Raw genomic sequence first — 24381 nt, forward strand, 5'->3', positions numbered from 1 at the left:
GTGCGTAAATTGAACTTTTCTCCCTGTTTTGGCGCGAAAATGATTCGATAAAAGTGCGAAGTCATTAATCCAGTCGTTATCCCTGATCTGAACTGCAAAAGCAGAAAATTTGACTTTTATTCATGCATCTAAGATGAATTCGGTTTATCTTAAGGGTGTGAATAAGAAATAATTTTGCTCGACAGAACAATTCATGTGAGTAAGTTAAGACGAATCGCAACAAGAAATTAGTTTGTTAAGTGCTCGAAAGAGCTGTAAAGAAAAGAAGGGTACGCTATGCACATGCCATCGCCTAATACTGTAGCTCCCGCTCAAGGTTTATACCAACCGGATGAGTTTAAAGATAACTGTGGTTTCGGTTTAATCGCCCATATGCAGGGTGATGCAAGCCATGATCTCGTCACAACCGCAATGCATAGTTTAAGTTGTATGACCCACCGTGGTGGTATTGCCGCAGATGGTAAAACCGGTGACGGCTGTGGTCTACTCCTTGCTATGCCAAAAGAATTTTTCCGTGAAGAAGCGAAAAAACTCAGTGACATTACATTGAGTGAAATCTTTGCTGTGGGTACGGTATTTCTAAATCTAGACCCTGCATTAGCCGCACATGCAAAACAAATTTTAACCAAAGAAATCGAAGACGAAGGTTGTAAAGTCATCGCTTGGCGTGTTGTGCCAACCAATAACGATGCGTTGGGTTCAATCGCGATGCAGTCATTGCCTGCATTTGAACAAATTATCGTGAATTGCCCAATGGGTGTTTCAGAGGTTGAATTCAACCGTAAGTTGGTGATGGCACGTCGTCGTGCAGAACAACAACTGACTGCTGACCCATACTTCTATGTAACCACTTTATGCTCAACTGTGATCAGCTATAAAGGTTTGATGATGCCAGCAGCCATTGCTGACTTCTATACCGATCTTGCTGATGAGCGTTTAAAGTCACACATTGTTGTATTCCATCAGCGTTTCTCAACTAATACTTTGCCTCGTTGGCCATTGGCTCAGCCGTTCCGTTACTTAGCACACAATGGTGAAATTAACACCATTACCGCAAACCGTAACTGGGCGATGGCGCGTACACCAAAATTTGAAAACCCATTATTGCCAGGTTTAACTGAGCTGAACCCAATTGTAAACCGTACAGGTTCGGATTCTTCAAGCTTAGATAATATGTTGGAAATCCTTGTCGGCGGCGGTATGGACTTGTTCCGTGCGCTACGTATGTTGGTTCCACCAGCGTGGCAAAACGTTGAAACTTTAGATGCGGACTTACGTGCATTCTATGAATTCAACTCGAAACATATGGAAGCTTGGGATGGTCCAGCAGGTCTGGTAATTCAAGATGGTCGTCATGCGATTTGTATGCTTGACCGTAATGGTTTACGTCCAGCACGTTGGGTAATTACTAAAAATGGTTACATCACCTTGGCATCAGAAATTGGTGTTTGGGGTTATGAACCTGAAGACGTTGTGTCTAAAGGTCGTGTCGGTCCGGGTCAAATCTTGGTGATCGATACCTTTACCGGCAAAATGCTCGATACTCAAGATGTGAGTAATCACCTCAAACGTATGCGTCCGTACCGTCAGTGGTTACGTGAAAACTCAGTACGTGTACAAGGCAGTCCAGAGCTGGAAGAATATTTATGTGATCAAGGCTTAAAAGGTGATGACCTGAAAGCTTCACAAAAGATGTTCATGGTGACATTTGAAGAACGTGACCAATTGCTTCGTCCAATCGCTGAAAGTGGTCAGGAAGCCGTGGGCTCAATGGGTGACGATACGCCAATGGCAGTATTGTCTTGTCAGGTGCGCCATGTGTCTGACTATTTCCGTCAGCAGTTCGCTCAGGTTACGAATCCGCCAATCGATCCATTACGTGAATCGATCGTAATGTCATTAGAGACATGTCTTGGCCGTGAACAAAATGTATTTGAACAAGGTCCAGAGCATGCAGATCGTCTGATCATTTCAAGCCCAGTACTGTCAAATTCGAAAATGCATCAAATTCGTACTCTTGGTCGTAAAGGTTACGAAATTGCAGACATCGACCTGAACTATGCAGAAGCTGAAGGCTTAGAAGCTGCTATCGCGCGTATTTGTGAAGAATCTGCACAAGCGATTCGCGACGGAAAAACATTGCTTGTATTGTCTGATAAGAAAATCCGTCAAGGTTTCTTACCTGCAAATGCATTGATGGCAACTGGCGCGGTTCACCACTATTTAATCAATGTGGGTCTTCGTACAGATGCCAACATCATTGTCGAAACTGGTTTAGCACGTGATGCACACCAGTTTGCGGTGATTCTTGGTTTCGGTGCGACAGCGATCTATCCTTACCTTGCATATGACGTGATTAATGACTTGATCGCGAAAGGCGAATTGTTGGGTGACCCAATCCATGCGCAAGCTAACTTCCGTAAAGGTATTGAGAAAGGCTTATTGAAAGTACTTTCTAAGATGGGTATTTCTACTGTTGCCTCTTACCGTGGCGGTCAGTTGTTTGAAGCGGTCGGCCTTTCTGATGAAGTGGTTGCAAAATGCTTTACTGGCGTACCGAGCCGTATTAAAGGCGCAACATTCTCTGATCTAGAAAATGACTTGAAAAAATTGGCAGATTTGGCATGGAAATCACGTAAGCCAATCGATCAAGGCGGTATGCTGAAATTTGTATTCGGTAAGGAATATCACGCATTTAACCCAGACGTGATCAATGCGCTGCATAAATCTGTGCGTTCTGGTAATTATGCGGACTTTAAAGAATACGCAGAGCTAGTGAATAACCGTCCAATCGCAACGATTCGCGACTTATTCAAACTTAAAACTGATAATTCAATTGCGCTTGATCAAGTTGAATCCGTGGAAGAAATTCTACCACGTTTTGACTCGGCTGGGATGTCTTTAGGCGCATTATCGCCTGAAGCACACGAAGCCATTGCAATCGCTATGAATACCATTGGTGGTCGTTCGAACTCGGGTGAGGGCGGCGAAGACCCAGCGCGTTATGGCACTATTCGTAACTCGAAAATCAAACAAATTGCATCTGGCCGTTTTGGTGTGACCCCTGCATATCTAACTTCTGCAGAAGTCCTTCAAATTAAAGTGGCGCAAGGTGCAAAACCAGGTGAAGGTGGTCAGTTGCCGGGCGGTAAAGTGAATGGCTTAATTGCACGTTTACGTTACTCAGTACCAGGTGTGACTTTAATTTCTCCACCGCCGCATCACGACATCTACTCAATCGAAGATTTATCACAGTTAATTTTCGATTTAAAACAAGTTAACCCACAGGCGATGGTGTCCGTTAAGCTGGTTTCTGAGCCGGGTGTTGGTACGATTGCGGCTGGTGTAGCAAAAGCATACGCAGACTTCATTACCATTTCTGGTTATGACGGTGGTACAGCGGCTTCTCCACTTTCTTCAATTCACCATGCAGGTTCACCATGGGAACTTGGTCTATCTGAGGCGCATCAGGCGCTTCGTGTGAATGACCTGCGTGGCAAGGTCCGTGTACAAACTGATGGCGGCTTGAAAACGGGTCTAGACGTTGTGAAAGCAGCGATTCTTGGGGCAGAAAGTTTCGGTTTCGGTTCTACACCGATGATCGCATTGGGTTGTAAATACCTACGTATTTGCCACTTAAACAACTGTGCGACCGGTGTTGCAACACAACAAGATCATTTACGTCAGGAACACTATATCGGTGAGCCTGAAATGCTGATCAACTTCTTCCACTTTATTGCGGAAGAAACGCGTGAATGGCTGGCAGCGCTTGGTGTAGCAAGCTTGAAAGACTTGATTGGCCGTACAGATTTACTGGAAATGCTTCCAGGTGAAACTGAAAAACATGCACACCTTGATTTGAGCGCATTACTCCAATCGCATCCTGCGGCTGAAGGCAAAGCACAGTACTGTGAAGTACAAGGTAATGCACCATTTGATAAAGGCTTATTGGCTGAGAAAATGGTAGCTGAAATGCTGCCAGCGATTGAAGCAGGTACAGGCGGTGAATATAGCTTCACAATTGGTAACTGTGATCGCTCAATAGGCGCGCGTATTTCGGGTGAGATTGCAAAACGTTATGGCAACCTCAGTATGGAAGCGCATCCTGTTAAAGTTAAATTAACAGGGACTGCAGGTCAGTCATTGGGTGTTTGGAACGCCGGTGGTTTACACATCAGCCTAGAAGGCGATGCGAACGACTACGTGGGTAAAGGTATGGCTGGCGGTCGTATCTCAATCTTCCCACCGAAAGGTTCACCGTTCCAAACGCAAAACACGGCGATCATTGGTAACACCTGTTTATATGGTGCAACAGGTGGTAAATTGTTTGCTGCAGGTACAGCAGGCGAGCGTTTTGCAGTACGTAACTCAGGTGCGTTTGCTGTGATTGAAGGTGCAGGTGACCACTGCTGTGAATACATGACAGGTGGTATCGTGACTGTATTGGGTAAAGTGGGTCATAACTTTGGTGCGGGTATGACAGGCGGTTTCGCTTATGTGCTCGACCTTGATAATGACTTTGTTGACCATTACAACCACGAACTGATTGAATTGAACCGTATCTCTACAGAATCGATGGAAGAACACAAAGAGTTCTTGTGCCGTATCTTAGATGAACATATTAAAGAAACAGGTAGTGCTTGGGCGTATAAGATCCGCAACGAGTTTGACTTCTATAGCCGTAAATTCTGGCTTGTGAAACCAAAAGCTGCTAATTTGCAGACTTTGTTGAAAACAACTCAAGCTGATCCACAATAATTCCACTACTGCAGATTTGATAGGCAGGTGTAAGTCCAAACATGCTTACACCTACCCACGGAGAGAGACATGGCAGAGCGCCTAAATAATGACTTTCAGTTCCTGGATGTAGCACGCCAAGATCCAGAGAAAAAAGATCTAGTTGTCCGCAAAGCAGAATTTGTGGAAATCTATAAACCGTTTACAGCTGAAGTTGCAAAAAACCAAACACACCGCTGCTTAGGTTGCGGTAACCCGTATTGTGAATGGAAATGTCCAGTACATAACTACATTCCAAACTGGTTAAAACTGATTGCAGAAGGTCGCATTTTCCAAGCGGCAGAATTGTGTCATCAAACCAACACCTTGCCTGAAGTTTGTGGTCGTGTGTGCCCGCAAGACCGTTTATGTGAAGGCGCGTGTACGCTAAATGACGGCTTTGGTGCAGTCACCATTGGTAATGCTGAAAAATACATTAACGATACAGCCTTTGCATTGGGCTGGCGCCCAGATATGTCACACGTTAAGTGGACAGACAAAAAAGTTGCGATTATTGGTGCGGGCCCTGCTGGTCTTGGCTGTGCCGATATTCTTGTACGTAATGGTGTGAAGCCAGTTGTATTCGACAAACGTCCTGAAATTGGTGGTTTGCTGACATTTGGTATTCCAGAATTCAAAATGGAAAAAGATGTGATGAAACGTCGCCGTGAGATTTTCTCTGGCATGGGCGTTGAATTCCGTCTCAATACTGAAATTGGTACAGATGTGACCATTGATCAGCTATTGGCTGATTACGACGCTGTATTCATGGGTATGGGAACCTATACCTACATGAAGGGCGGTTTCGCTGGTGAAGACCTTGTTGGTGTGCATGATGCACTGGATTTCTTGATTGCCAATGTCAACCGTACGCAAGGTTGGGAAAAAGATCCATCTGAATACATCAGCATGGAAGGCAAAAAAGTGATTGTTCTGGGTGGTGGTGATACTGCAATGGACTGTAACCGTACCTCGATCCGTCAAGGTGCCGAATCGGTTGTTTGTGCCTACCGTCGTGACGAAGAAAACATGCCGGGTTCACGTCGTGAAGTGAAAAATGCGCGCGAAGAAGGTGTGGATTTCCAATTTAATCGTCAGCCGATTGAAATTGTGGGTGAAAATGGCAAAGTGACGGGTGTTAAAGTTGTGACTACACAGCTTGGCGCACCTGATAGTCGCGGTCGTCGTAGCCCTGAACCAGTTCCGGGTTCAGAAGAAATTTTACCAGCAGACGCGGTATTGCTTGCCTTCGGTTTCCGTACCAGCCCTGCAGATTGGTTTACAACATCAAACATCGGTATGGATGGTTCAGGCCGCGTCATTGCTGCTGAACAGCAAGAATTTAAGTTCCAAACATCGAATCCGAAAATTTTTGCCGGCGGTGATATGGTACGTGGATCGGACCTTGTGGTAACCGCAATCTGGGAAGGTCGCCAAGCTGCTGAAGGTATTCTTGACTACTTAGATGTTTAAGTCATGACATGCCAGTGATTGTACTGGATTCATTCAAAAAACCCGCTTCGGCGGGTTTTTTATTTTTTGGAATTTACCTCAAATAACACGTAAATGGATTTTGCAGATATATACGCTGAAAAGTTGTCAGACAGCGCTTTAGAATGGTGAATTATGCAAGTGTGCTAGCACATTTTGCCATGTGTGAAAGAGCTTAGGAATTACATACTGCGATCATGATCTAAATCTTAGGAAGCGACCATGACGCAAGTGACGACACAAAAAACATATCTAAATCGTCCTAAAGCTATTGGCATAACGGTACGTCGAGCACAATTCAATCCTAAAGCGATTCGCCGGCATTATTTTGCCAACTCACCGGTGATGTCGCATTTGTTGACGGCATTGTCATCGACCTTTCCCATTGGTGAGCAATTCTTTGTGCATAGCGTGCGCAATGTACGCGATAAAGTCAGTGATGAAAAATTGCAAGCTGAGATCGCAGCATTCATTGGACAAGAAGCGATGCATTCCAAAGCCTATGCTGAATTTAACGATGCTTGGCGCAGTGAAAGCTATAATTTAGATCGTTTCCAAGCATGGCTGGCACGTAAAGACAGCTATGTAAAAAATTTACATCCAAAAATACAGTTGGCAATTACCTGTGCATTTGAACATTTTACCGCTTTGCTTGGTGGCTATATTTTAAGACATCCTGAAGTGCTCAGTACTTTAGATGATGATGCAGTGAAACTTTGGGTGTGGCATGCGATTGAAGAGATTGAGCATCGTGCGGTAGCATTCGATGTATACCAGCATGTCTATGGTGATGACAAAATACGTCGCATGATTATGCGCAGTGTGACCACGGGTTTTGCAAGTCTTACGTTTTATTCTGCAACGAAGCTATTTATGCAGGATAAGAAAAAAAGTTTGCCGAAGGTTGGTGGAAATATATTCGGGGCGTATTTATTGGCAAAAATGTTTATTCAATTGACGCCAGAATATTTGTCATATTACAAAGCAGAATTCCATCCGAGCGAAATTGATTACAGTCAGATCGTGAAATATTGGAAAGAACGCCTTGCTGATGAATATCAAATGGAAAGTTTTCAGACTGAAATTACACCGCAATTGTATAGTTAATTCAAAATGTAAAAAAAAAGCCCAAGTTGTGGGCTTTTTTTAATGCTGAATATTTTAGGAGTAGATGAATTTAATCACAAAGAAAATACATAATTCATTCGAAAAATAGGGTTAGAATGAATTTATTTAAACAATTACAAATAAATACTTGAGGTTAAGGGTTATGAATTCAATGAAAAAAAGCATGCTCGCAATCGCATTAGTCAGTACATTGACCCTCAGTGGTTGTGGCTATAACACATTACAAGTTAAAGACGAAGCCGTTACAGCAGCATGGTCTGAAGTGCAAAACCAATATCAACGCCGTGCAGATTTGGTACCTAACCTTGTGAATGTGGTAAAAGGCTACGCGAAACATGAGGAACAAGTACTGACTGAAGTGACTCAAGCACGTGCCAATGTTGCAGGCTTAAAAGTGGATAAGGAAGTTTTGGAAGATCCAGCACTGTTCCAAAAATATCAAGAAGCTCAAGCGCAGATGACCAGCGCACTTTCACGTTTAATTGCTGTTTCGGAAAATTATCCAGACTTAAAAGCCAATGAGCAATTCCGTGATTTACAGGTACAGCTTGAAGGCACTGAAAACCGGATCGCTGTCGCACGTAATCGCTACATTACTACGGTACAAGACTTTAACGGCTATGCACGCCAGTTCCCGCAAGTGATGACAGCTAAAGTCATTGGTATGGATACCAAGCCTAACTTTAGCGCAGAGCAAAGTGCGCAAACTGCACCGAAAGTTGATTTTAATTAATTGGCGTCACTGCATTGTGAGGTGGGCTGATGGTGGATTTTGAGCTAAAACATACAGGTTTGTTGTGGTTGCAGCGCATGGTTTTAGCATGCTTATTGTGTGTGGTGGGTTTCACACATGCAGAAACTGCCACCGCTACAGATATGGATACTGAAACTGTTGTTGTCGGTAAAATATTAAAAGATCAGCAGTCAGCTACGCAAAAAGAAACAACAACACAGCCTGAAATCAAAATTCAGCAGCCGAATATTGCCAATGATATGGCAGATGGCGAGTCGATTCGTGGCTTGCCGACGCTAAATGAACCTGTGGTTGATCAGGCAAATTTACTTTCTGCTGCTGAAAAGCAAGCCATTAGTCAGAAAATTCTACAGTTACACGAACAAGGCAAGGCACAAGTTGGTATCGTGATTGTACCAACCACGGGTCAAGAAGATATTTTTGATTATGCCATGCGTGTTGCAGAAAAATGGCAACTCGGTTCAGCAAAACGTGACAACGGGATATTGATGGCGATCGCTGTGAATGATCGTCGCATACAAATATTAACGGGTTATGGGTTAGAAGGAATCATGCCCGATATCATCGTTAGTCGAATTATCCGTAATCAAATCACGCCGTATTTTAAGCAAGCTCAGTATGCTCAAGGCATAGATGCTGGCTTAACAGAAATAACCCATATTTTAAATCAAGACCCTGAAGTTGCCGCTCTAGCGGCCCAAGAGCTGAAAGAACGTCAGGAACAAGCCTTACACGAGCAACAAGCCAAAGAGAAAACGTTTACAACGGTTCTCATCATTTTGGTGATTGGTATTTTTGCATCCTTTATTGTGGGTAAGCGCTTAAGTGCATCAACTGCTGCTGTTGCAGGTACCGTTGCGGGTTTGGTCAATGGTGCAGGTCTACTCACCAGTCTGTTGATGGGTGGAGCAATTTTCTTTTTACTGATTACGGCTATTGCTCAAACCATTTTTCAAATGTTTCTTGCTGGTGGTGGGGGCGGTGGAGGCCGTAGTGGAGGTGGTGGTTTTGGTGGTGGAGGCTATAGCGGAGGCGGTGGTGGTTTTGGCGGTGGGGGAGCATCAGGTTCATGGTAACGAAAACAGAAACAACAGAAATTGTCACCTGTCCTAAAACACAGGAAATACAACAACCAAGTTTTAAACGCTGGTTGAAGCACTTCTTTTATATGCCTGCAGCAAACCGGTTTTTTAATAAGCAAGATCAACAGGCTATTGCGCAAGCGGTGACAGAAGCTGAACATGGGCATGTAGGTGAAATACAGGTGGTGATCGAAGGGCATATTCCGTCAAACCAAGCCTATTATCAAAATACCCGTGCACGTGCTGAACAGCTCTTTGCTGAACTGGGTGTGTGGGATACGGAATTTAATAGTGGTGTTTTGCTTTATTTAAACTTGTGTGAACGTCAGGTGGAAATTGTGATTGATCGTGGAATGAGGCAGGCAACTGATGCCCAAGTGTGGCAGGATATTTGCGCGCGAATTATCCAAAACATGCAAAATAAACAATACCGAACAGCTTTGACGGCAGGTGTAAAAGAGATTGGTGAAGTGATGGATCACTTTTATGCAGGGAAGTCAGTAGATAGAACGAATGAAATTGCAAATGAGCCCATTATTTTGCGCTAAAAAACGGTGATAAAGTGACACAAATCGTCACTTTTAAACACAAAAAGAGACGTAATGATTACAAAAAATAAAAATATTTTTTTAAAGTGCTGTTTTTTCTGTCATTTTCACTATAATAAATCTTGGCACGCTCTGTGCTATTTATAAAACAAGCTACATAGCTTTATTAAATAATTAAATTAAAAAACATTTGTGGAGAATGTTATGAAATCAGTTCAAAAGGGTTTCACCCTTATCGAATTAATGATCGTTGTTGCAATTATCGGTATTCTTGCTGCGATTGCGATTCCTCAGTACCAAAACTACATTGCTAAATCACAAGTTAGCCGTGTGATGTCTGAAACTAGTAGTTTAAAAACAGCGATTGAAAGCTGTTTACTTGATGGAAAAACAACATTGCCTACTGCTGGCCAAGCTGCTACTGCAGCTCAGTGTGATCTTGGCTGGACAAACAGTAACTTGTTAGGGGAAGCAGTAGCTATACAGGGGACTGAGGCTTTAAAAGTGACTTTAGGAGCTGGTGTAGAAGATAGTAAAATTGAAGCTCGTTTCGGTGGCAGCGCAGCACAAGCATTACAGGCAGAGAATAAACGTAATTTAAGTTGGACACGTGATGGTGATACAGGCGCTTGGACATGTTCAACTACAGTTGAACCGAAATATCGTCCATCAGGTTGTGCTGGTTCAGGTTCTTAATTTTTAAGAATTGAAAAAAGAGGGGGAAACCCTCTTTTTTTGGTTTCAATTATGAAATACGTTTATAATATTTTAATTGTAATCAGCCCAAATTTATTTTGGGGGATATTGTCATTTATATTAAATACAAATAGAATTTATATTAATATTGATTACTTTTTTCCTGTACTTCTTTATATTTATGGACGTAAAACATGGGCTATTGTTTTTTTTATTTTTTTAAATTTTTTTGATTTTGTTAATATATTCTCACAAATTTTTCCTTTTATCCGTTTCGGGGATTTAATCTATTTAGTTAAGTTTTCATTGCTTTCATCTTGGATTAATTTTTTAATTCCTGTGTTTTTTCTGTTTTTTATATGTACTTATTTTGCATTACTAAATATGCTTACTTTGAAAATAAAAAAAGTGTTTATATTTTTAATATTTAATATATTATTATTTTTATTGGTTATACAAAATTATTTTTTTGATATTGAAAGTAATAGATTGTGGAAAAATGATTCAAAATATATAGTTCAGTCCCAATTGCTGAATGCTTATGAGTTGCGAAGCGATGGTTTTATACAAGGATTTAGCATTGAAGGTGATGCATTTAATGATATAAAATTAAAATCTGCATCAGAAGATCTGTTTCAAGTTGATGATAAAAGAAATAAAATACTATTAATTGTTAATGAATCATGGGGGCGTGCATTAGATAGTTCAATAAATATTGATATAGTTAGCGATATAATAAAAAATAATTTAGTCGAATATTACGCCTTGAGCGCTATGAATGTGAATGGATTTACGATTAATGCTGAAATTAGAGAGTTATGTCAAAAAGATTTAAAACATTTTAATTTAAAAAATCAAATAAAAGGTTTTGAAAATTGTTTACCAAATATATATAAAAAAAAGGGTTACCACACCTATGCAATGCATGGGGCTACTGGAGCTATGTATGATCGTAAATATTGGTACCCAAAAGCAGGGTTTGATGCATTAATATTTAGAGATACAGTAAACAATCTAAATTCAAGATGTTATTCATTTCCAGGTTTTTGTGATAGAGATTTAAATCAGTTTGTTGCAAATGCATTTAGAGAGAAAAATGTTTTCTTTTATTGGTTAACTTTAAACACGCACGTAAATTATGATTTAAATGACCTAAAGAAAGATCATTTTAATTGTGCTAAGTACAATATAGAAAATAACTCTTCAAGTTGCCGTAATTTGAAATTGCAAAAACAGTTTTTTTACTATTTGGGGGAGCTAATAGTAAAACCGGAAATGAAGGGTGTAGATGTAATTGTTGTTGGAGATCATGAGGCGCCAACATATGGTGAAAATAAGACAGTTTTTTTTGAAAATCAGGTTTCCATTTTGAAGTTTAAGGTTAAGTAATGCTTGAGTTGATAAATATAAAAAAATATTTAACGATTATATTTTTTTATCTCACAATTATATATATAGGAGTGGGGAGTACAGGGGCTGGAATACAAAATAACAAGGATATTTCATATGGATTTCTGTATTTATTTATATTGATGTTTTTTTTCTTTCGTAAAGAGATGATATCTAATATTAATAAGGAGGTTCTTTATCCGATTTTGATTATGATGATTAGTTTTTTTATCTCATGTTTTTATACTGAATTTAAAAATAATGCGGATGTATGGCTAAGATATTATGCCATAGCGGCATGTTTATTATTTTCATATTTATCTTATATTGTTATTGTTAATAGAATTGTTAATATTAGAAGTGTTATTGCTGTTATTGCTGCGCTCGGTCTATTTCATACAATAATTTTGCTGAATATCTGGTTTTCTGAGGAGATTCCTGCGAAATATAACTGGATAAATGGGATTCCTTTTTTTAGCAATATTAGGCATTTAGCTGATTATATATCTATTTCTTTTCTTTGTGCGCTTTTTCTTTTTTTAACTGCAATCGGAAAGAAAGCCAAACTGTTTTGGCTTTTAATTAGTATAATTATTTTAACTTGCGTATTTTGGACTGGATCTAGGGCTGCCTATATTGGTATTTTCCCTTCAATTTTATTTTTATTTTTTTTGTTAAGAAAAAGAGTCAGTAATTTAATTTATATAGTTTTTATATGTGTAATTTCTGCGGTGTTAACTTTATTTTTTCAAACTACACAATTTAATGTAGGTTTTTTTAGTGCTTTTAGCCGTTCTGCGGGTAATAGTTTAAATAGTATTTCTTCAAATAGGGTCGAATTATATAAAACAATTTTTGAATGGTTTAGTTATCATCCTCTTTGGGGGCTTGGAGCAGAGTCTGTAAAAGAATTAGGATTTTATCAAGGAGACAATAGATTGACAGCGCAAGCTCATAATTCAATTTTACAAATTTTGGTTGAGTTTGGGCTTATGGGTTTAATATTTTTGAGTATGCTTTTATATAAAATTTTTAAAAAATTTCGTTATGAGAAAACTAATGCTATCTATGCTATATGCGTAGCTGTAACTATAAATATTTTTGTTGCATCATTGTTTAATGGTGGAGCATATTACGTTGTTACGATCAGTACATTTTGTTTATTTGTGGCTATAGCATTCGCATATAAAAAGTTAAATTATGAAAATTAGAAAACTGAAATTTTATGAATTTGTATTTATTATATTTACTTTAATATTAGTAGGTATTTCTGCACATTTTATATTGATTGATCGAAATAGTTTCTGGCGGTTGATTTACCCTGTACAGGCCCGTTTATCAATAATGACCATTCAATGTTCAGATGAATCTCCAGAATGGATGCGCAGCTTATTAAGTGAAATTATTTTGGAACAGAAAAATCTATCTAATCAATTGGCATATATAAATGATTATAATCAATTATTTGCATGTCAAAGTGGATGGGTCGGAACAACCGGGTTTTCTAAATTAGTGACAGAGAACACACGATTTCGCTATGCCAGTATGACGAAAATTTTAACGAATGATGCTGTTATTAACTTGCTTAATCAAGAAAAAATTAATTTAAATGACCCCTTTGTGAGTATATTTGATGAGTTGCAGAATCAAAATTTTAAAGATGAGCGTATAAAAAATATAACGATTGGTGATTTACTGCAGCAAAGAAGTGGGTTTGACCGCTTAAGAAGTGAAGACATCATGTTCTCTACAAGAGAAACACCTTGGTGTCCAAGAAATTTAAATAAATTGCTGGCAATAAAATTAGATTCAGATCCAAATGAATATTATGCATATGATAACCGTAATAGCTGTCTATTAGGTGCCGTGATAGAGCGTGTATCAGCCATGAGTTACCGTGAGTATATGGCACAGAAATATAATTTCATTCAAAATAATATTAAATTCATTGATTCAGATTATTTTGCCGATGAGGTGAAATACGACTTTAGAAATAATGATTTTTGGATGGAGTCAGATGATAATTCTTTTCACTTTAATGAACTTTCCTCATCTGCTGGCTTAACTGGCAGCGCCAGTGCGTTAGCTCAGCTGATTAAGCCAATGTTAAATAGGAAGCCCTATAATATATTGAATATTAGTGATGAAAGTTTAAAGAGTTGTAATATAAATACTTTTAAATCTTGTAATGGCTTTGCTATGTGGGTATATCAACGTGACAGCAAATCTAAAAAGGTTTTTTTTAGAAATGGCGGGTTGCCCGCCGCAACCTCTTTGACTACGATTAGTGAGGCGGGTGAGGTGGTAGTGTGGGTTGGAAATGGAGCTTCACTTTTAGATAAAAAATTTGATGAAAATTTGCTGGAAAAAAAGTTTTATCAAATTTTAGATAAATAGTTCACCTTTGTGACAAAAAATGTAAATTATTGACGTGAAATAATTTATTTTGGTCTTATGTTATTGAAATATATAAAAATAAATTTTGGCATACTTTTTGTATTGTTGCTGTTATTTAGAGGGTAATCTAATGCAAAAAGGTTTTACGCTTATTGAGCTCATGATTGTTATAGCAATTATTGGTGTGTTGGCAGCAATAGCTATTCCTATGTATCAAAATTACGTTGCTAAATCTCAGATAACAGTGGCTATTGCTGAATTAAACGGTGCAAAACCTCAATATGAGTTGATTCTTAATAATGGTTCTGCTTCTGGAAGCAGTGATTTTAATGTTCCTAATATGTTTTTTTCTGGTGCTGAATCGAGTACGTGTATATATGCCGTAAACTCGCCTAATAACACAGGTAATGCGCCTCAAGCCTTGGTATGTCAATTACAAAACTCAGCGACGGTTATTAATGGATCTTCAATTTATTTAAGCCGTGATCTGAATGGTACCTGGCGTTGCAGCACGTCTAGCGGAATTGCGGCTAAACTAAAACCTGTTGACTGTGTTTGAAATTTGCGTAGATTAGGTTTACCTATGTGTTAAGAGTTGGCCTATGTCCAAGCGGCAAAAATTTTTTCTAAGCCATTTATTGATTTCTGTATTTGCAGCATTGCTAGTGATGAGCTTTGTTTTTTTTGTATGGTATCCATCACCGTTAGCCAAGGCAGTTGGTGTTACTCATATTTTTCTGATGCTGCTGATCATTGATGTGATTTTGGGGCCATTGTTGGGGGTTTTAGTCTTTAAAGAAGGGAAAAAGACATTAAAATTTGATTTGACGTTCATTATATTGATACAAATCTCTGCTCTTTGTTATGGTGTTTATAGTATTGCGCAAGCCCGTCCCGTATGGATTGCTTTTAATGCAGATAAATTTGAGCTGGTTCGTAATAATGAAATGCAAACTAATGCTGATACAGCGGTCGAACATGAATTTTCCAGGCCATCGTTGCTTTACCCGCAATTTGTGGGTGTAAAACAAGCTGAAAATGCTGAACAGCGGCAAGTTGAGCAAATGTCATCACTATTAAATGGAACGTCATTGGCGCAATTTCCAGAACGCTACACGCCGCTTAAGCGGCTGAGTCATGATTTGCGTCAAGAAGCCAGGAATATATCTGAACTTTATGAGGTAAACTCTAAATTAGAGGTTGAAAAAATTTTAAAGGAAAACCCCCATGCGACAGCGTGGTTACCGTTAGAAACATATGCTTTACCTTTAGTTGTTTTAATTGATAAAGATAAGGCGGAAATTGTAAAAATTGTAGACTTGCGGTATTCAAAATAAGTATAAAAAACCTGCTTAAGCAGGTTTTTTATACTTATGAATTAAGTTTAAATCTGACTCTGAATATAATTTTCAGTACCAACAGATTCAACCAAATCTAGCTGAGTCGTCGTCCAATCCAACCATTCTTCTTCTTTTTCTAAAATCTCTTGAACTAGATCTCGAGTGACATAATCTAACTGCTCTTCTGCTAGTTTCACTGCTGCTTGAATGGCTTCAATGTTCTCTTTGACTTTGCGCACATCACAATTTAAGACTTCAACCGTATGTTGGCCGATATACAGCTTACCTAGGTGTTGTAAGTTTGGCAGACCTTCTAAAAACAAAATGCGCTCAATAATTTTATCGGCATGCTTCATTTGACGAATTGATTCTTTATATTCTGCAGAACCCAGTTGCTCAATGCCCCAATCGTTAAACATACGTGAATGAAGAAAATATTGGTTAATTGCAGTTAAATGATGATAAAGCACCTGATTTAACTGATTAATTACATCACGATTGCCTTTCATGTCTGACTCCTTAACTGCAATAAAGCTCGAATTAAGCAATATAAATTCGATATTAGAATAGAAATATCTTAAACAACAAAGTGTAATTTAGCGAGTGTTTTATAGAACAGCAAATGAAAATCACAATCAAAACAAGGCACTAATTTTCAGGTTTTAACAAATAAAAACCCGCTTAGAGTCAGAAGCGGGGGAGGAGGAATGGTCTGAGACCATTGGTTTTATAATTATGATTGTTGAGAAAATTTAAAAGCTTGGTTTATGCAGCAATTGCGATACAGGCTGCAATTTGTGCAACTTCATCACTGATGATCATACGTGCTTCAGGAGCACAGCGACCACAACAGGTGCCTAAATCGAGCATATCGCGAACTTCACGATAGCTTTCTGCGCCATTGGCAATTGCATCTTTAATGTCTTGATCAGTAATACCACGGCACAAACAAACGTACATGAAATCAAACCAAGTGAATAAATGGGATAAGTAATATTATTGATAATTATTATTGTTTGTCAATAAAAATCATTTAAAAATGCTTTTAAGGTGATTGAGTTTTTGAATAAAAACTGCCATTTAAGTGGAAATCTGAGTAATGCTCAGATTTCCATGTGAGGCTTTTGTTCTTTTGGAATGTGATATTTCGTGAAGGGCTTATGCGATGTTTACTAACTTATTGATTAATAATCACCACACCATCCATTTCTACTAAAGCACCTTTTGGTAGGCTGGCTACACCGAGTGCAGCACGTGCAGGGTAGGGTTGAGCAAAATATTCGCCCATAATTTGGTTGACCAATTGGAAGTTAGAAAGGTCAGTGAGGAAAATATTCAGCTTAGCGATATCTGCTAGCGTACCACCTGCAGCTTCACATACCGCTTTTAAGTTGTCGAATACACGGCGAATTTGAGCTTCAATGCCTTCTACCAGCTCCATGCTATATGGATCTAAGCCAATTTGACCTGATAAATACAAAGTGTCGCCCACTAAAATGGCTTGTGAGTAAGTACCAATTGCAGCGGGTGCATTTTCAGTATGGATTACCTGGCGGGACATCTATTTCTCCTATTATCATCACAGACACAGCACATATAAATATGCGGTGTCAGGTTAGCTGGCAACTTTCGCAGGCTCAGCAATGGCAACAGGTTGTGCCAAACGACTGATGCGTGGGAAGCCAAAATGCATTCTTAAATTACGGATAATTTCGGCAATTTGTTTACGGTTGTGTACAACAATATTCACATAGGTTTTTTCTTCATGTGAGCGGACAGTTTCTACACCTATTTTTTCTTTTCGGCATAGATAGATCAGTTCTGAAATTTGCTCATCATTTAACAGCATGTTTAAGCATAAATAGGCTGTAAAACTAATGTCTTCACTGTCTTCTGTTGTCCAGTGTAAAGGCATGATATTTTCAGGATGTAAATGCTGTTCATGCAATAAATTATGACAACGTGAACGGTGCACAATCAAACCACGACGTGATAAATGCCCTTGTATTGGATCACCTAAAACCGGGTTACAGCAGTGCGCATATTTAACGTCGACACCATCAGTGCCCAAGATCAAGCGTGCAGAGTTTGAAGTCTGAATGGTGTCTTGAGCATATAAATGATTGGCAACCAATTGAGGTAGTAAGTCACCGACTGCAATCTGTTCAAACAATTGTTCTTTATCATTTAAATGACGCCAATTCAGCACATTTTCCCAATCAGCTAATGTCAAATCACTCACAGAACGGTTAAAGAGTTTTAATGCGCGATTTAAAGCTTGTTGACCAACTAAGCGTTGTTCATCTTGATCTTGGTCACGGAGGATATTTTGTAATGCGCGGCGGGCTTTTTGGGTATTAATAAAGCTTAGCCAGTCAGGGTTTGGTGTTGCAAGAACATCGGTGATGATTTCTACTACTTGACCACTCAGTAATGGTGTTGAGAGAGGTTTGGTTTCACCATTAATTTTCGCACCAACAGCATGGTTGCCCAAAAATAAGCTTGCTGAATAAGCAAAATCAACCGCCGTGGCACCCTGAGGGAGTTCATGCAAATGACCGTGTGGGGTGTAAACCCAAATTTTCTCTTGATGTAGATAATCGAGTAATTCACTAAATGTGGTCTTGGCACATGCGCCATCGACTAACACGTTTAAATTTTGCATGGAGGCTTGGATCGCTGAACGACAAGCTTGCGGTGCATTTTCACCAAGGACCACACCAAATCGCGCCGCTTTACGCATCAGTTCTGTTTGGATGGTCAGAGATAAAATAGTCTTTTCGCCTTTTAAGCGCATCATCAATGACTGGTTGCCACCAGGGAGTGGGCGACGGATATGATCGGCGTAATTAAGGACTTTAAAACTTTCTTTGAGGATATCAGCAAGTCGGTCACAGTCTGCGATGCTTTGTAAAATAATTTCAAAGGCATGACTATGGGTAAGCTCTTGCAGATCGATATCGTTTTTTACAAAGTGACGAAGTAATTCAATATTATTATTCTTCTTTTTAATTCGACCTGAAATATGGTGTTGTTCTAGTAAGGCGGTGAGGTTATTTTCCCACTTGGTTTGGTATTCGCAGCGTTTCGGTTTGGTTTGTAATAAAGCTTCTTGAACATTGTTATACATATCTAAGTCGAGATTTTGATAACACAAATGTTCAAGGTTGTCGGCCATTTCATTCATACCGACAAGGCGTGCCATTGGTACAAAAATTTCAAAGGTTTCTTGGGCAATACGAGCACGCTTATCGGGGCGTAAAGCACCTAGTGTGGTCATATTGTGATAACGATCTGCCAATTTAATAATAATGACACGTGGGTCTTGTAGGGTGGCTTGCAGAATTTTACGGAAGGATGCAGCTTTATTATATTCTTTATCGCTAGAATGGCTGAGTTTGGTGACGCCGTCGACGAGTTCAGCAACGGTCAGACCAAATTTTTCAGTAATATCTTGTTTAGTAAATTCAGTATCTTCGATGACATCATGCAGTAAAGCGGCCATTAACGTTTCCGCATCAAGACGCATATGCGCCAAAATACAGCTCACCGCAATCGGATGAAGGATGTAGGGTTCGCCACTTTTACGGGTAATACCATCATGGGCAATATCCGCATAGTCGCAAGCTTCAAGCACGCGTTCGACATCACTTACTGAAAGGTAAGCGTCGATTATCACATTTAACTGTTGCTTGGCTTGGCTGACCATTGGGCCTGGCATAGAACACCCTTTTACTACTGATTTACAAATGAAACGGTTAATACTTTAATGAAATGCATATTGCATGACTTGTCAATTTTTTAGTTTAAAAAAATGAAAATCTTTTTCGCTTGCTTTGCACTTCTTAAGCTTATGTTATAACTGTTCTGAGTAAAATATTAAAGAGAATCCATAAAAAAAGCCTAGTTAAAAACTAGGCTTTTAAGGTCAGGTTTATCTTATTGGAAAGAAAAACCGTCTAAGTTTAGGTTATTTGCAGAAAGTGCAAGGTCTAAACTTGAAGTTTGGTAGTCTTGTTCACGTTGTTTCAAAATGTCTTTAGAAACGTGACCCGCTGCGATTTCACGAAGAGCAACAACGGTTGGTTTGTCATTGTCCCACTCAACAGTAGGTTCGATACCTTGACGTGCCAATTGACGCGCGCGTTTGCTTGCCACTAGTACAAGCTCAAAGCGGTTGTCTACATGGTCTAAACAATCTTCAACGGTTACGCGTGCCATAAGAATTCTCGTTTGAATATAAATTTTTAACAGACTGTGCAGTATAAGGTGCTTTGTCTATAGACTCAAGTTTTAATCACTGTTCCGTAGGGGTGATTAATTTCTCAATCAGTTTTTCATGGCGCATGGCTTGTTGTTTTAAAACAAGACGATTGGCAATAATCACAGACTCTAAGTCATGCAGTGCTTTATTAAAGTCATCATTAATAATGACATAGTCAAAATTAACGTATTGCTGCATATCTTCTACGGCACAGCTGAGACGATGTTCAATCACTTCAACAGAGTCTGTACCACGATTGGATAAACGTTGACGTAAATCGAACTGACTCGGAGGGAGAATAAAAATTTGTCTAGATTCAGGAAAAAGTTTACGAACCTGTTCAGCACCTTGCCAGTCAATTTCAAGTAAAACGTCATGACCTTTGGCCAATTGTTCTTTTACTGTGCGCTGTGCAGTACCGTAATAATTACCAAAAACTTCTGCATATTCAATGAAGCCGCCTTCATTTACCAAAGATAGAAAATCTTCTTTTTTTGCAAAATGGTAATGTACGCCGTCTAATTCGCCAGGACGCTGACCACGAGTGGTATGAGAAACAGAGACATGTAAATTGTTTACACGTTCAAGCAGGGCTTTAACGAGGGATGTTTTGCCCGTTCCCGAAGCAGCAGAAACGACAAACAAGAGACCCGACATGATATTTTTCCTGATATGATAAAATATCTTCTCTATTTTAGAGTAGACGCGCGCCAAACAAAATAGTCAGACGTCTATTGTTTACATTTATTTCAAGTGATACCCGTAAAATTGAGTGGGCATTGAGGATTCTATGGAAATTGTTTTAGCTAATCCACGCGGTTTCTGTGCAGGTGTTGATCGCGCCATCGCGATTGTGAACCGTGCACTGGAATGCTTTAATCCCCCAATATATGTGCGTCATGAAGTAGTACATAATAAATTTGTGGTGGACGACTTACGTCAACGCGGTGCGATATTTGTGGATGAACTGGATGAAGTACCTGATGACAATATTGTGATCTTCAGTGCGCATGGTGTATCTAAAGCGGTACAACAAGAAGCTGAACGCCGTGGGCTAAAAGTTTTTGATGCGACCTGCCCTTTGGTGACCAAGGTGCATATAGAAGTGACCAAGTACGCTCGTGAAGGTGTGGAAGCGATTTTGATTGGTCATGAAGGTCACCCAGAAGTTGAAGGGACAATGGGTCAATATGACACCAAAAATGGTGGTTCGATTTATTTGGTTGAAGATGAACAAGATGTTGCTGATCTAAAAGTGGTGCATCCTGAAAAAGTAGCGTTTGTAACTCAGACAACGCTTTCTATAGATGACACAGCAAAAGTTATTGATGCCCTACGTCAGAAGTTCCCAAAAATTCAGGGGCCGCGTAAAGATGATATTTGTTATGCCACTCAAAACCGCCAAGATGCCGTACGTGATCTTGCCGAGCAATGTGATGTTGTACTGGTTGTGGGTTCACCGAACTCTTCGAACTCGAACCGATTACGTGAATTGGCTGAACGGATGGGTAAGCATGCCTATTTGGTAGACAATGCGGATCAATTACAGCAAGAATGGTTTAATGAACACACTAAAATTGGTGTAACGGCGGGGGCTTCTGCACCTGAAATCTTAATTAAACAAGTAATTCAGCGTTTACAAGATTGGGGGGCAAAAGCACCTCAAGAGCTTGATGGTCGTGAAGAAAATATTACATTTAGTTTGCCAAAAGAGTTACGTATTCCTGTAACTCAGGCATAAAGTGTTAATGACTTAACATTCTGAATTTTTTAAGAATTGACAGATAATTGCTTTTTGGCAATTATCTGTTTTTTTATGCCTTTTATCCTAATTTGTGTTTGTTTTGTAATTTAATTGGATATTATTTTTAATAGGGTAAAGTTTGGCGCGCCTTGGGGGGAGTATGCAGAAAAATAATGGATTTACGTTAATAGAGCTGATGGTGACGATTGCTGTGATGGCGATTATTGCCATGATGGCTGCGCCTTCTTTTCAATCTATGATTTATGATTATGAATTAAAAAAAGAATTCAAAGAGCTTGGATATGTGCTGGGTGATGGCAAAACTACATCCCGAGTGTCTAACCAATCTGTCCCTATATATTTCAGGGAGCCTGAGACGGGTGATCCCGATCAGTCTTTATATTTGCATGTTAATGAAGATAAATATGATTTTAATATGAATGGTGAAGAGATTTTATTTAGAAATAATGGTGTGATAGATCCGGCTGCAGGGGATTTTCCGTTATGTTTCGAGCTGACGCATATTAAAAGCGGACAAACAAAAAAAATAGAACTGTCGCAGTTGGGGATGCAGCAGGCTTCTAATGGAGCCTGTGGAGAGGTGGAGCCATGAATTATCAGAAAGGTGTTGGAATGATTGAGATCATAGTCTCAATTTTAGTGTTGGCAATTGCTGTTTTAGGGTTTATGGCTTTGCAGTATCGTTCTGTTGAGCTAGCAGCAGAGGCAATGCAAAGAGTTGAGGCAGTCAATCTAGCTCGTAATCTATCTGAACGTATTTATGTAAATAGAATTGTATATGCGGATGCTTCGGGGTTGTTAGCTGAGGGGGATGTTTCTGATTGTCTAAGTACAGATAATACGGTCGTTGAGTGTGATCCTGCTGATTTTATGGCTAAAGATATTGCAGACGTTAAGTCTATTGCAGAATCTAAAGCGATGGATATTAACTTGTTGACTTGTCCAGATACTGCCAATAACAGAGCATGTATTTATGTTGCTTGGGATGAAACTAAAGCTGAACAAGGTGATGAGGATGATAATGCTTGTACATCATCAGATAATTTTGCCTACTATCCAGAATCTAAATGTATTGTCATTGAGGCCTTCTAATGAATAAAAAGAATTTAGGCTTCACGCTTGTAGAGTTAATGATTTCGCTTGCATTGGGTCTAATTATTGTCTTGGTTGCTGTGCAAATGCTGTTGTCAGGTCAAAAAAGTTTAGCTTTCCAAACAGCAATGGTTGATGTGCAGGATAATGCGAACATTGGCTTGAATTATGTTGTCAGTGATTTGAAATTAACGAATTTGAATATTATTAATCGCGATATGAAGAGCACGGGTATTTCAGGCCTTGTTGTAAATGCTTCAAATTATCCATCGTTAATTACGGCAAATAGAAGCGTGAGTTCTACTGGGGTGGCTAGTGCCAGTACTCAAGTGGAGAAAAGTGATGTACTGGTGATTCAATACCGTCCGAATGTTACGGGAGGATACGATTGCGAAGGTACATTAATTGAAAGTACTCAAGAAGTTGTGGTTCAGCGTTATTTTTTAAGACCAGATGAAAATGGAGCTGCACATGATTTGGCTTTGGCGTGTGATGCTGGAAGATATACAGCTGCATCAACTACTGTTAGCGGATTGAATGCTGATAGTACCAAAGGCGGTCAAATAATTATGCCCCGAATTGACCATTTTAAGGTGTTGGTTGGGGTTCAAGATATTGAAACAAATAAACTTAGTTATATGACTTTAGCTCAGTTTGCGGCAGTGCCTGCAGCAGTGAGTGCTGACAAAGGGAAGCGTGCAGTTTCTCTGCAGGTTGGATTATTGGCACGTTCGATTGACAGTTCTGGAACGAATACACCAGAACAAACGCAATACTCTTTATTGAATGAATCGTACAGTGTGTATAAGCCAGATACGATGACAACGAAATTTATTCGAATACCTGTAGAGCAAACGATTGCGTTAAAAAATGGTTTAGGGGAGCGCTGATGATTAAAAATAAGCAAACGGGTTCAGCGTTAATCGTCATTTTGGTTGTTGTGCTGCTGCTGACCATTATTGGTGTTATGGCGGTACGTTCAGGCATATTTGGCTTGAATGTGGCGACGAGCAGCCAAGTTTCCAGAATTATGGATCAAAATAATGATGCAGCCTTATTTAAGATTGAAGACAGTGCACAATTTCCTGAGTTCTTAGTGGGTACGGGGTTATTTGGCTATCCTAAAATGGATACAAACCGAGATAAAGAATTGGTGATCTGCTATAGAGGCAAGAGTACTGAGTTTTATCAATTCTACCGTGCAAGCTTGGCTTATATTGAGAAAACTGACGGTGTTGATGAAGTAAAAATAGAGAATATTGGCGGTGATGCCCGTCCTGGTTTTTGTCAAGTGTCGAATGATAATGCTGATTTTGTCAGCGGGCGTGCAGCTGCAATGACCCAGATTGCGGTAAGAGTTTCAGGGGATACTGGAGCGGATAGTGATCCTTTCGCGTTTTATCAAGAAGGAACGGATACGGAAACAGGCAAGTTGGATGAGGCTGTACGGTTAATTATTACAGCTACGACGGTTATGCCTGCATTAAGTTCTGAGACAAATGCGACAATTAATGCTTGCCTAAGAGGGATGAGCTATTTAGATGCATCTGTAAGTGCGGAAACGGTTGCTGAGTGTTTAAGTAAGCATTCGGTTCCATTTAAAACCCAAGTCTCTGAATACAGTTTGGGACAATTTATTAAAAAAGTTGCAGTTTAGGA

Annotated in this window: 23 protein-coding genes; 17 read left to right on the forward strand and 6 right to left on the reverse strand. The window is 39.5% G+C overall.

Translation table 11 applies throughout. The annotated features are described in order from the left end of the window. The first annotated feature begins 282 nt into the window (after positions 1–282). The 12 genes from gltB (at position 283) to tfpZ (ending at position 15598) form a co-directional block, all read left to right on the forward strand. The gene (gene gltB / locus FTV04_RS05095; protein WP_180088973.1) at positions 283–4758 is read left to right on the forward strand and encodes a glutamate synthase large subunit; all 4476 of its coding nucleotides are present in this window, start codon (positions 283–285) and stop codon (positions 4756–4758) included. Positions 4759–4827: 69 nt separating this feature from the next. Beyond that, the gene (locus FTV04_RS05100) at positions 4828–6249 is read left to right on the forward strand and encodes an FAD-dependent oxidoreductase (protein WP_180088927.1); all 1422 of its coding nucleotides are present in this window, start codon (positions 4828–4830) and stop codon (positions 6247–6249) included. 240 nt (positions 6250–6489) lie between these two features. Further along, entirely contained in the window at positions 6490–7374 is an 885-nt protein-coding gene (locus FTV04_RS05105; protein ID WP_180088929.1) for a metal-dependent hydrolase, read from the forward strand. Between the two features lie 163 nt (positions 7375–7537). Further along, positions 7538–8128: a LemA family protein gene (locus FTV04_RS05110; protein ID WP_078189372.1), complete on the forward strand. Its 591-nt coding sequence runs from the start codon at positions 7538–7540 to the stop codon at positions 8126–8128. 29 nt (positions 8129–8157) lie between these two features. Next, positions 8158–9225 (forward strand): YgcG family protein, encoded by a 1068-nt coding sequence (locus FTV04_RS05115; RefSeq protein WP_180088931.1) that lies wholly within the window; start codon positions 8158–8160, stop codon positions 9223–9225. Then, on the forward strand, positions 9219–9779 hold the full coding sequence (locus tag FTV04_RS05120) for a TPM domain-containing protein (RefSeq protein ID WP_180088934.1): 561 nt from the start codon (positions 9219–9221) through the stop codon (positions 9777–9779). Before FTV04_RS05115 ends, FTV04_RS05120 begins: the two co-directional genes overlap by 7 nt. A 204-nt stretch (positions 9780–9983) precedes the next feature. Then, positions 9984–10475, forward strand: a complete 492-nt coding sequence (locus FTV04_RS05125) for a pilin (protein ID WP_180088936.1) — start codon at positions 9984–9986, stop codon at positions 10473–10475. Positions 10476–10526: 51 nt separating this feature from the next. Continuing rightward, positions 10527–11864 carry a sulfatase-like hydrolase/transferase gene (locus tag FTV04_RS05130; RefSeq protein ID WP_180088938.1) on the forward strand — a complete coding sequence of 446 codons (1338 nt, stop codon included), beginning with the start codon at positions 10527–10529 and terminating at the stop codon, positions 11862–11864. Next, complete coding sequence (locus tag FTV04_RS05135; protein ID WP_180088940.1) at positions 11864–13075, forward strand: O-antigen ligase; 1212 nt, start codon at positions 11864–11866, stop codon at positions 13073–13075. The genes FTV04_RS05130 and FTV04_RS05135 overlap by 1 nt, the downstream gene beginning before the upstream one ends. Next, entirely contained in the window at positions 13065–14261 is a 1197-nt protein-coding gene (locus FTV04_RS05140) for a serine hydrolase (protein WP_180088942.1), read from the forward strand. The genes FTV04_RS05135 and FTV04_RS05140 overlap by 11 nt, the downstream gene beginning before the upstream one ends. Before the next feature lie 130 nt (positions 14262–14391). Then, complete coding sequence (locus FTV04_RS05145; protein ID WP_180088944.1) at positions 14392–14820, forward strand: pilin; 429 nt, start codon at positions 14392–14394, stop codon at positions 14818–14820. A gap of 43 nt (positions 14821–14863) precedes the next feature. Next, positions 14864–15598, forward strand: a complete 735-nt coding sequence (gene tfpZ / locus FTV04_RS05150) for a TfpX/TfpZ family type IV pilin accessory protein (protein ID WP_180088946.1) — start codon at positions 14864–14866, stop codon at positions 15596–15598. Between the two features lie 47 nt (positions 15599–15645). On the opposite strand, the gene bfr is transcribed toward tfpZ, so the two are convergent. The 6 genes from bfr to gmk all read right to left on the reverse strand — a co-directional run bounded on the left by bfr (position 15646) and on the right by gmk (position 20522). Then, positions 15646–16110, reverse strand: coding sequence for a bacterioferritin (gene bfr / locus FTV04_RS05155; RefSeq protein WP_180088948.1), 465 nt, complete (start codon positions 16108–16110; stop codon positions 15646–15648). Between the two features lie 256 nt (positions 16111–16366). Beyond that, entirely contained in the window at positions 16367–16561 is a 195-nt protein-coding gene (locus tag FTV04_RS05160; protein WP_218949892.1) for a bacterioferritin-associated ferredoxin, read from the reverse strand. A gap of 217 nt (positions 16562–16778) precedes the next feature. Beyond that, on the reverse strand, positions 16779–17162 hold the full coding sequence (locus FTV04_RS05165; protein ID WP_078189365.1) for a RidA family protein: 384 nt from the start codon (positions 17160–17162) through the stop codon (positions 16779–16781). Between the two features lie 54 nt (positions 17163–17216). Then, positions 17217–19322, reverse strand: a complete 2106-nt coding sequence (locus FTV04_RS05170) for a bifunctional (p)ppGpp synthetase/guanosine-3',5'-bis(diphosphate) 3'-pyrophosphohydrolase (protein ID WP_180088950.1) — start codon at positions 19320–19322, stop codon at positions 17217–17219. A 218-nt stretch (positions 19323–19540) separates the two neighbouring features. Continuing rightward, the gene (gene rpoZ / locus FTV04_RS05175; RefSeq protein WP_067762989.1) at positions 19541–19822 is read right to left on the reverse strand and encodes a DNA-directed RNA polymerase subunit omega; all 282 of its coding nucleotides are present in this window, start codon (positions 19820–19822) and stop codon (positions 19541–19543) included. A gap of 76 nt (positions 19823–19898) precedes the next feature. Continuing rightward, the gene (gene gmk, locus FTV04_RS05180) at positions 19899–20522 is read right to left on the reverse strand and encodes a guanylate kinase (protein WP_078189363.1); all 624 of its coding nucleotides are present in this window, start codon (positions 20520–20522) and stop codon (positions 19899–19901) included. 133 nt (positions 20523–20655) lie between these two features. Between gmk and ispH the strand changes: the two genes are divergently transcribed. The 5 genes from ispH to FTV04_RS05205 all read left to right on the forward strand — a co-directional run bounded on the left by ispH (position 20656) and on the right by FTV04_RS05205 (position 24379). Further along, the gene (gene ispH / locus FTV04_RS05185; protein WP_180088952.1) at positions 20656–21606 is read left to right on the forward strand and encodes a 4-hydroxy-3-methylbut-2-enyl diphosphate reductase; all 951 of its coding nucleotides are present in this window, start codon (positions 20656–20658) and stop codon (positions 21604–21606) included. Between the two features lie 163 nt (positions 21607–21769). Beyond that, on the forward strand, positions 21770–22222 hold the full coding sequence (locus tag FTV04_RS05190) for a Tfp pilus assembly protein FimT/FimU (RefSeq protein WP_180088954.1): 453 nt from the start codon (positions 21770–21772) through the stop codon (positions 22220–22222). After that, positions 22219–22722, forward strand: a complete 504-nt coding sequence (pilV, locus tag FTV04_RS05195) for a type IV pilus modification protein PilV (protein WP_180088956.1) — start codon at positions 22219–22221, stop codon at positions 22720–22722. Before FTV04_RS05190 ends, pilV begins: the two co-directional genes overlap by 4 nt. Next, positions 22722–23612, forward strand: coding sequence for a PilW family protein (locus FTV04_RS05200; RefSeq protein WP_180088959.1), 891 nt, complete (start codon positions 22722–22724; stop codon positions 23610–23612). Before pilV ends, FTV04_RS05200 begins: the two co-directional genes overlap by 1 nt. Next, positions 23612–24379 carry a hypothetical protein gene (locus FTV04_RS05205; RefSeq protein ID WP_257220965.1) on the forward strand — a complete coding sequence of 256 codons (768 nt, stop codon included), beginning with the start codon at positions 23612–23614 and terminating at the stop codon, positions 24377–24379. The genes FTV04_RS05200 and FTV04_RS05205 overlap by 1 nt, the downstream gene beginning before the upstream one ends. Positions 24380–24381: the final 2 nt, after the last annotated feature.

This window comes from Acinetobacter sp. YH12219 (assembly GCF_013417875.1).
Taxonomy (GTDB): Bacteria; Pseudomonadota; Gammaproteobacteria; order Pseudomonadales; family Moraxellaceae; genus Acinetobacter; species Acinetobacter amyesii.

What these genes read in the sequence shown, in the direction of transcription:
- pilV (WP_180088956.1), top strand. Translation starts at nt 22,219, where the DNA reads ATGAATTATCAGAAAGGTGTTGGAATGATTGAGATCATAGTCTCAATT.
- FTV04_RS05130 (WP_180088938.1), top strand. Translation starts at nt 10,527, where the DNA reads ATGAAATACGTTTATAATATTTTAATTGTAATCAGCCCAAATTTATTT.
- FTV04_RS05120 (WP_180088934.1), top strand. Translation starts at nt 9,219, where the DNA reads ATGGTAACGAAAACAGAAACAACAGAAATTGTCACCTGTCCTAAAACA.
- gltB (WP_180088973.1), top strand. Translation starts at nt 283, where the DNA reads ATGCCATCGCCTAATACTGTAGCTCCCGCTCAAGGTTTATACCAACCG.
- tfpZ (WP_180088946.1), top strand. Translation starts at nt 14,864, where the DNA reads ATGTCCAAGCGGCAAAAATTTTTTCTAAGCCATTTATTGATTTCTGTA.
- bfr (WP_180088948.1), bottom strand. Translation starts at nt 16,110, where the DNA reads ATGAAAGGCAATCGTGATGTAATTAATCAGTTAAATCAGGTGCTTTAT.
- FTV04_RS05200 (WP_180088959.1), top strand. Translation starts at nt 22,722, where the DNA reads ATGAATAAAAAGAATTTAGGCTTCACGCTTGTAGAGTTAATGATTTCG.
- ispH (WP_180088952.1), top strand. Translation starts at nt 20,656, where the DNA reads ATGGAAATTGTTTTAGCTAATCCACGCGGTTTCTGTGCAGGTGTTGAT.
- FTV04_RS05160 (WP_218949892.1), bottom strand. Translation starts at nt 16,561, where the DNA reads ATGTACGTTTGTTTGTGCCGTGGTATTACTGATCAAGACATTAAAGAT.
- FTV04_RS05100 (WP_180088927.1), top strand. Translation starts at nt 4,828, where the DNA reads ATGGCAGAGCGCCTAAATAATGACTTTCAGTTCCTGGATGTAGCACGC.
- FTV04_RS05140 (WP_180088942.1), top strand. Translation starts at nt 13,065, where the DNA reads ATGAAAATTAGAAAACTGAAATTTTATGAATTTGTATTTATTATATTT.
- FTV04_RS05115 (WP_180088931.1), top strand. Translation starts at nt 8,158, where the DNA reads ATGGTGGATTTTGAGCTAAAACATACAGGTTTGTTGTGGTTGCAGCGC.
- FTV04_RS05165 (WP_078189365.1), bottom strand. Translation starts at nt 17,162, where the DNA reads ATGTCCCGCCAGGTAATCCATACTGAAAATGCACCCGCTGCAATTGGT.
- FTV04_RS05105 (WP_180088929.1), top strand. Translation starts at nt 6,490, where the DNA reads ATGACGCAAGTGACGACACAAAAAACATATCTAAATCGTCCTAAAGCT.
- FTV04_RS05110 (WP_078189372.1), top strand. Translation starts at nt 7,538, where the DNA reads ATGAATTCAATGAAAAAAAGCATGCTCGCAATCGCATTAGTCAGTACA.
- FTV04_RS05190 (WP_180088954.1), top strand. Translation starts at nt 21,770, where the DNA reads ATGCAGAAAAATAATGGATTTACGTTAATAGAGCTGATGGTGACGATT.
- FTV04_RS05145 (WP_180088944.1), top strand. Translation starts at nt 14,392, where the DNA reads ATGCAAAAAGGTTTTACGCTTATTGAGCTCATGATTGTTATAGCAATT.
- rpoZ (WP_067762989.1), bottom strand. Translation starts at nt 19,822, where the DNA reads ATGGCACGCGTAACCGTTGAAGATTGTTTAGACCATGTAGACAACCGC.
- FTV04_RS05205 (WP_257220965.1), top strand. Translation starts at nt 23,612, where the DNA reads ATGATTAAAAATAAGCAAACGGGTTCAGCGTTAATCGTCATTTTGGTT.
- FTV04_RS05170 (WP_180088950.1), bottom strand. Translation starts at nt 19,322, where the DNA reads ATGCCAGGCCCAATGGTCAGCCAAGCCAAGCAACAGTTAAATGTGATA.
- FTV04_RS05135 (WP_180088940.1), top strand. Translation starts at nt 11,864, where the DNA reads ATGCTTGAGTTGATAAATATAAAAAAATATTTAACGATTATATTTTTT.
- FTV04_RS05125 (WP_180088936.1), top strand. Translation starts at nt 9,984, where the DNA reads ATGAAATCAGTTCAAAAGGGTTTCACCCTTATCGAATTAATGATCGTT.
- gmk (WP_078189363.1), bottom strand. Translation starts at nt 20,522, where the DNA reads ATGTCGGGTCTCTTGTTTGTCGTTTCTGCTGCTTCGGGAACGGGCAAA.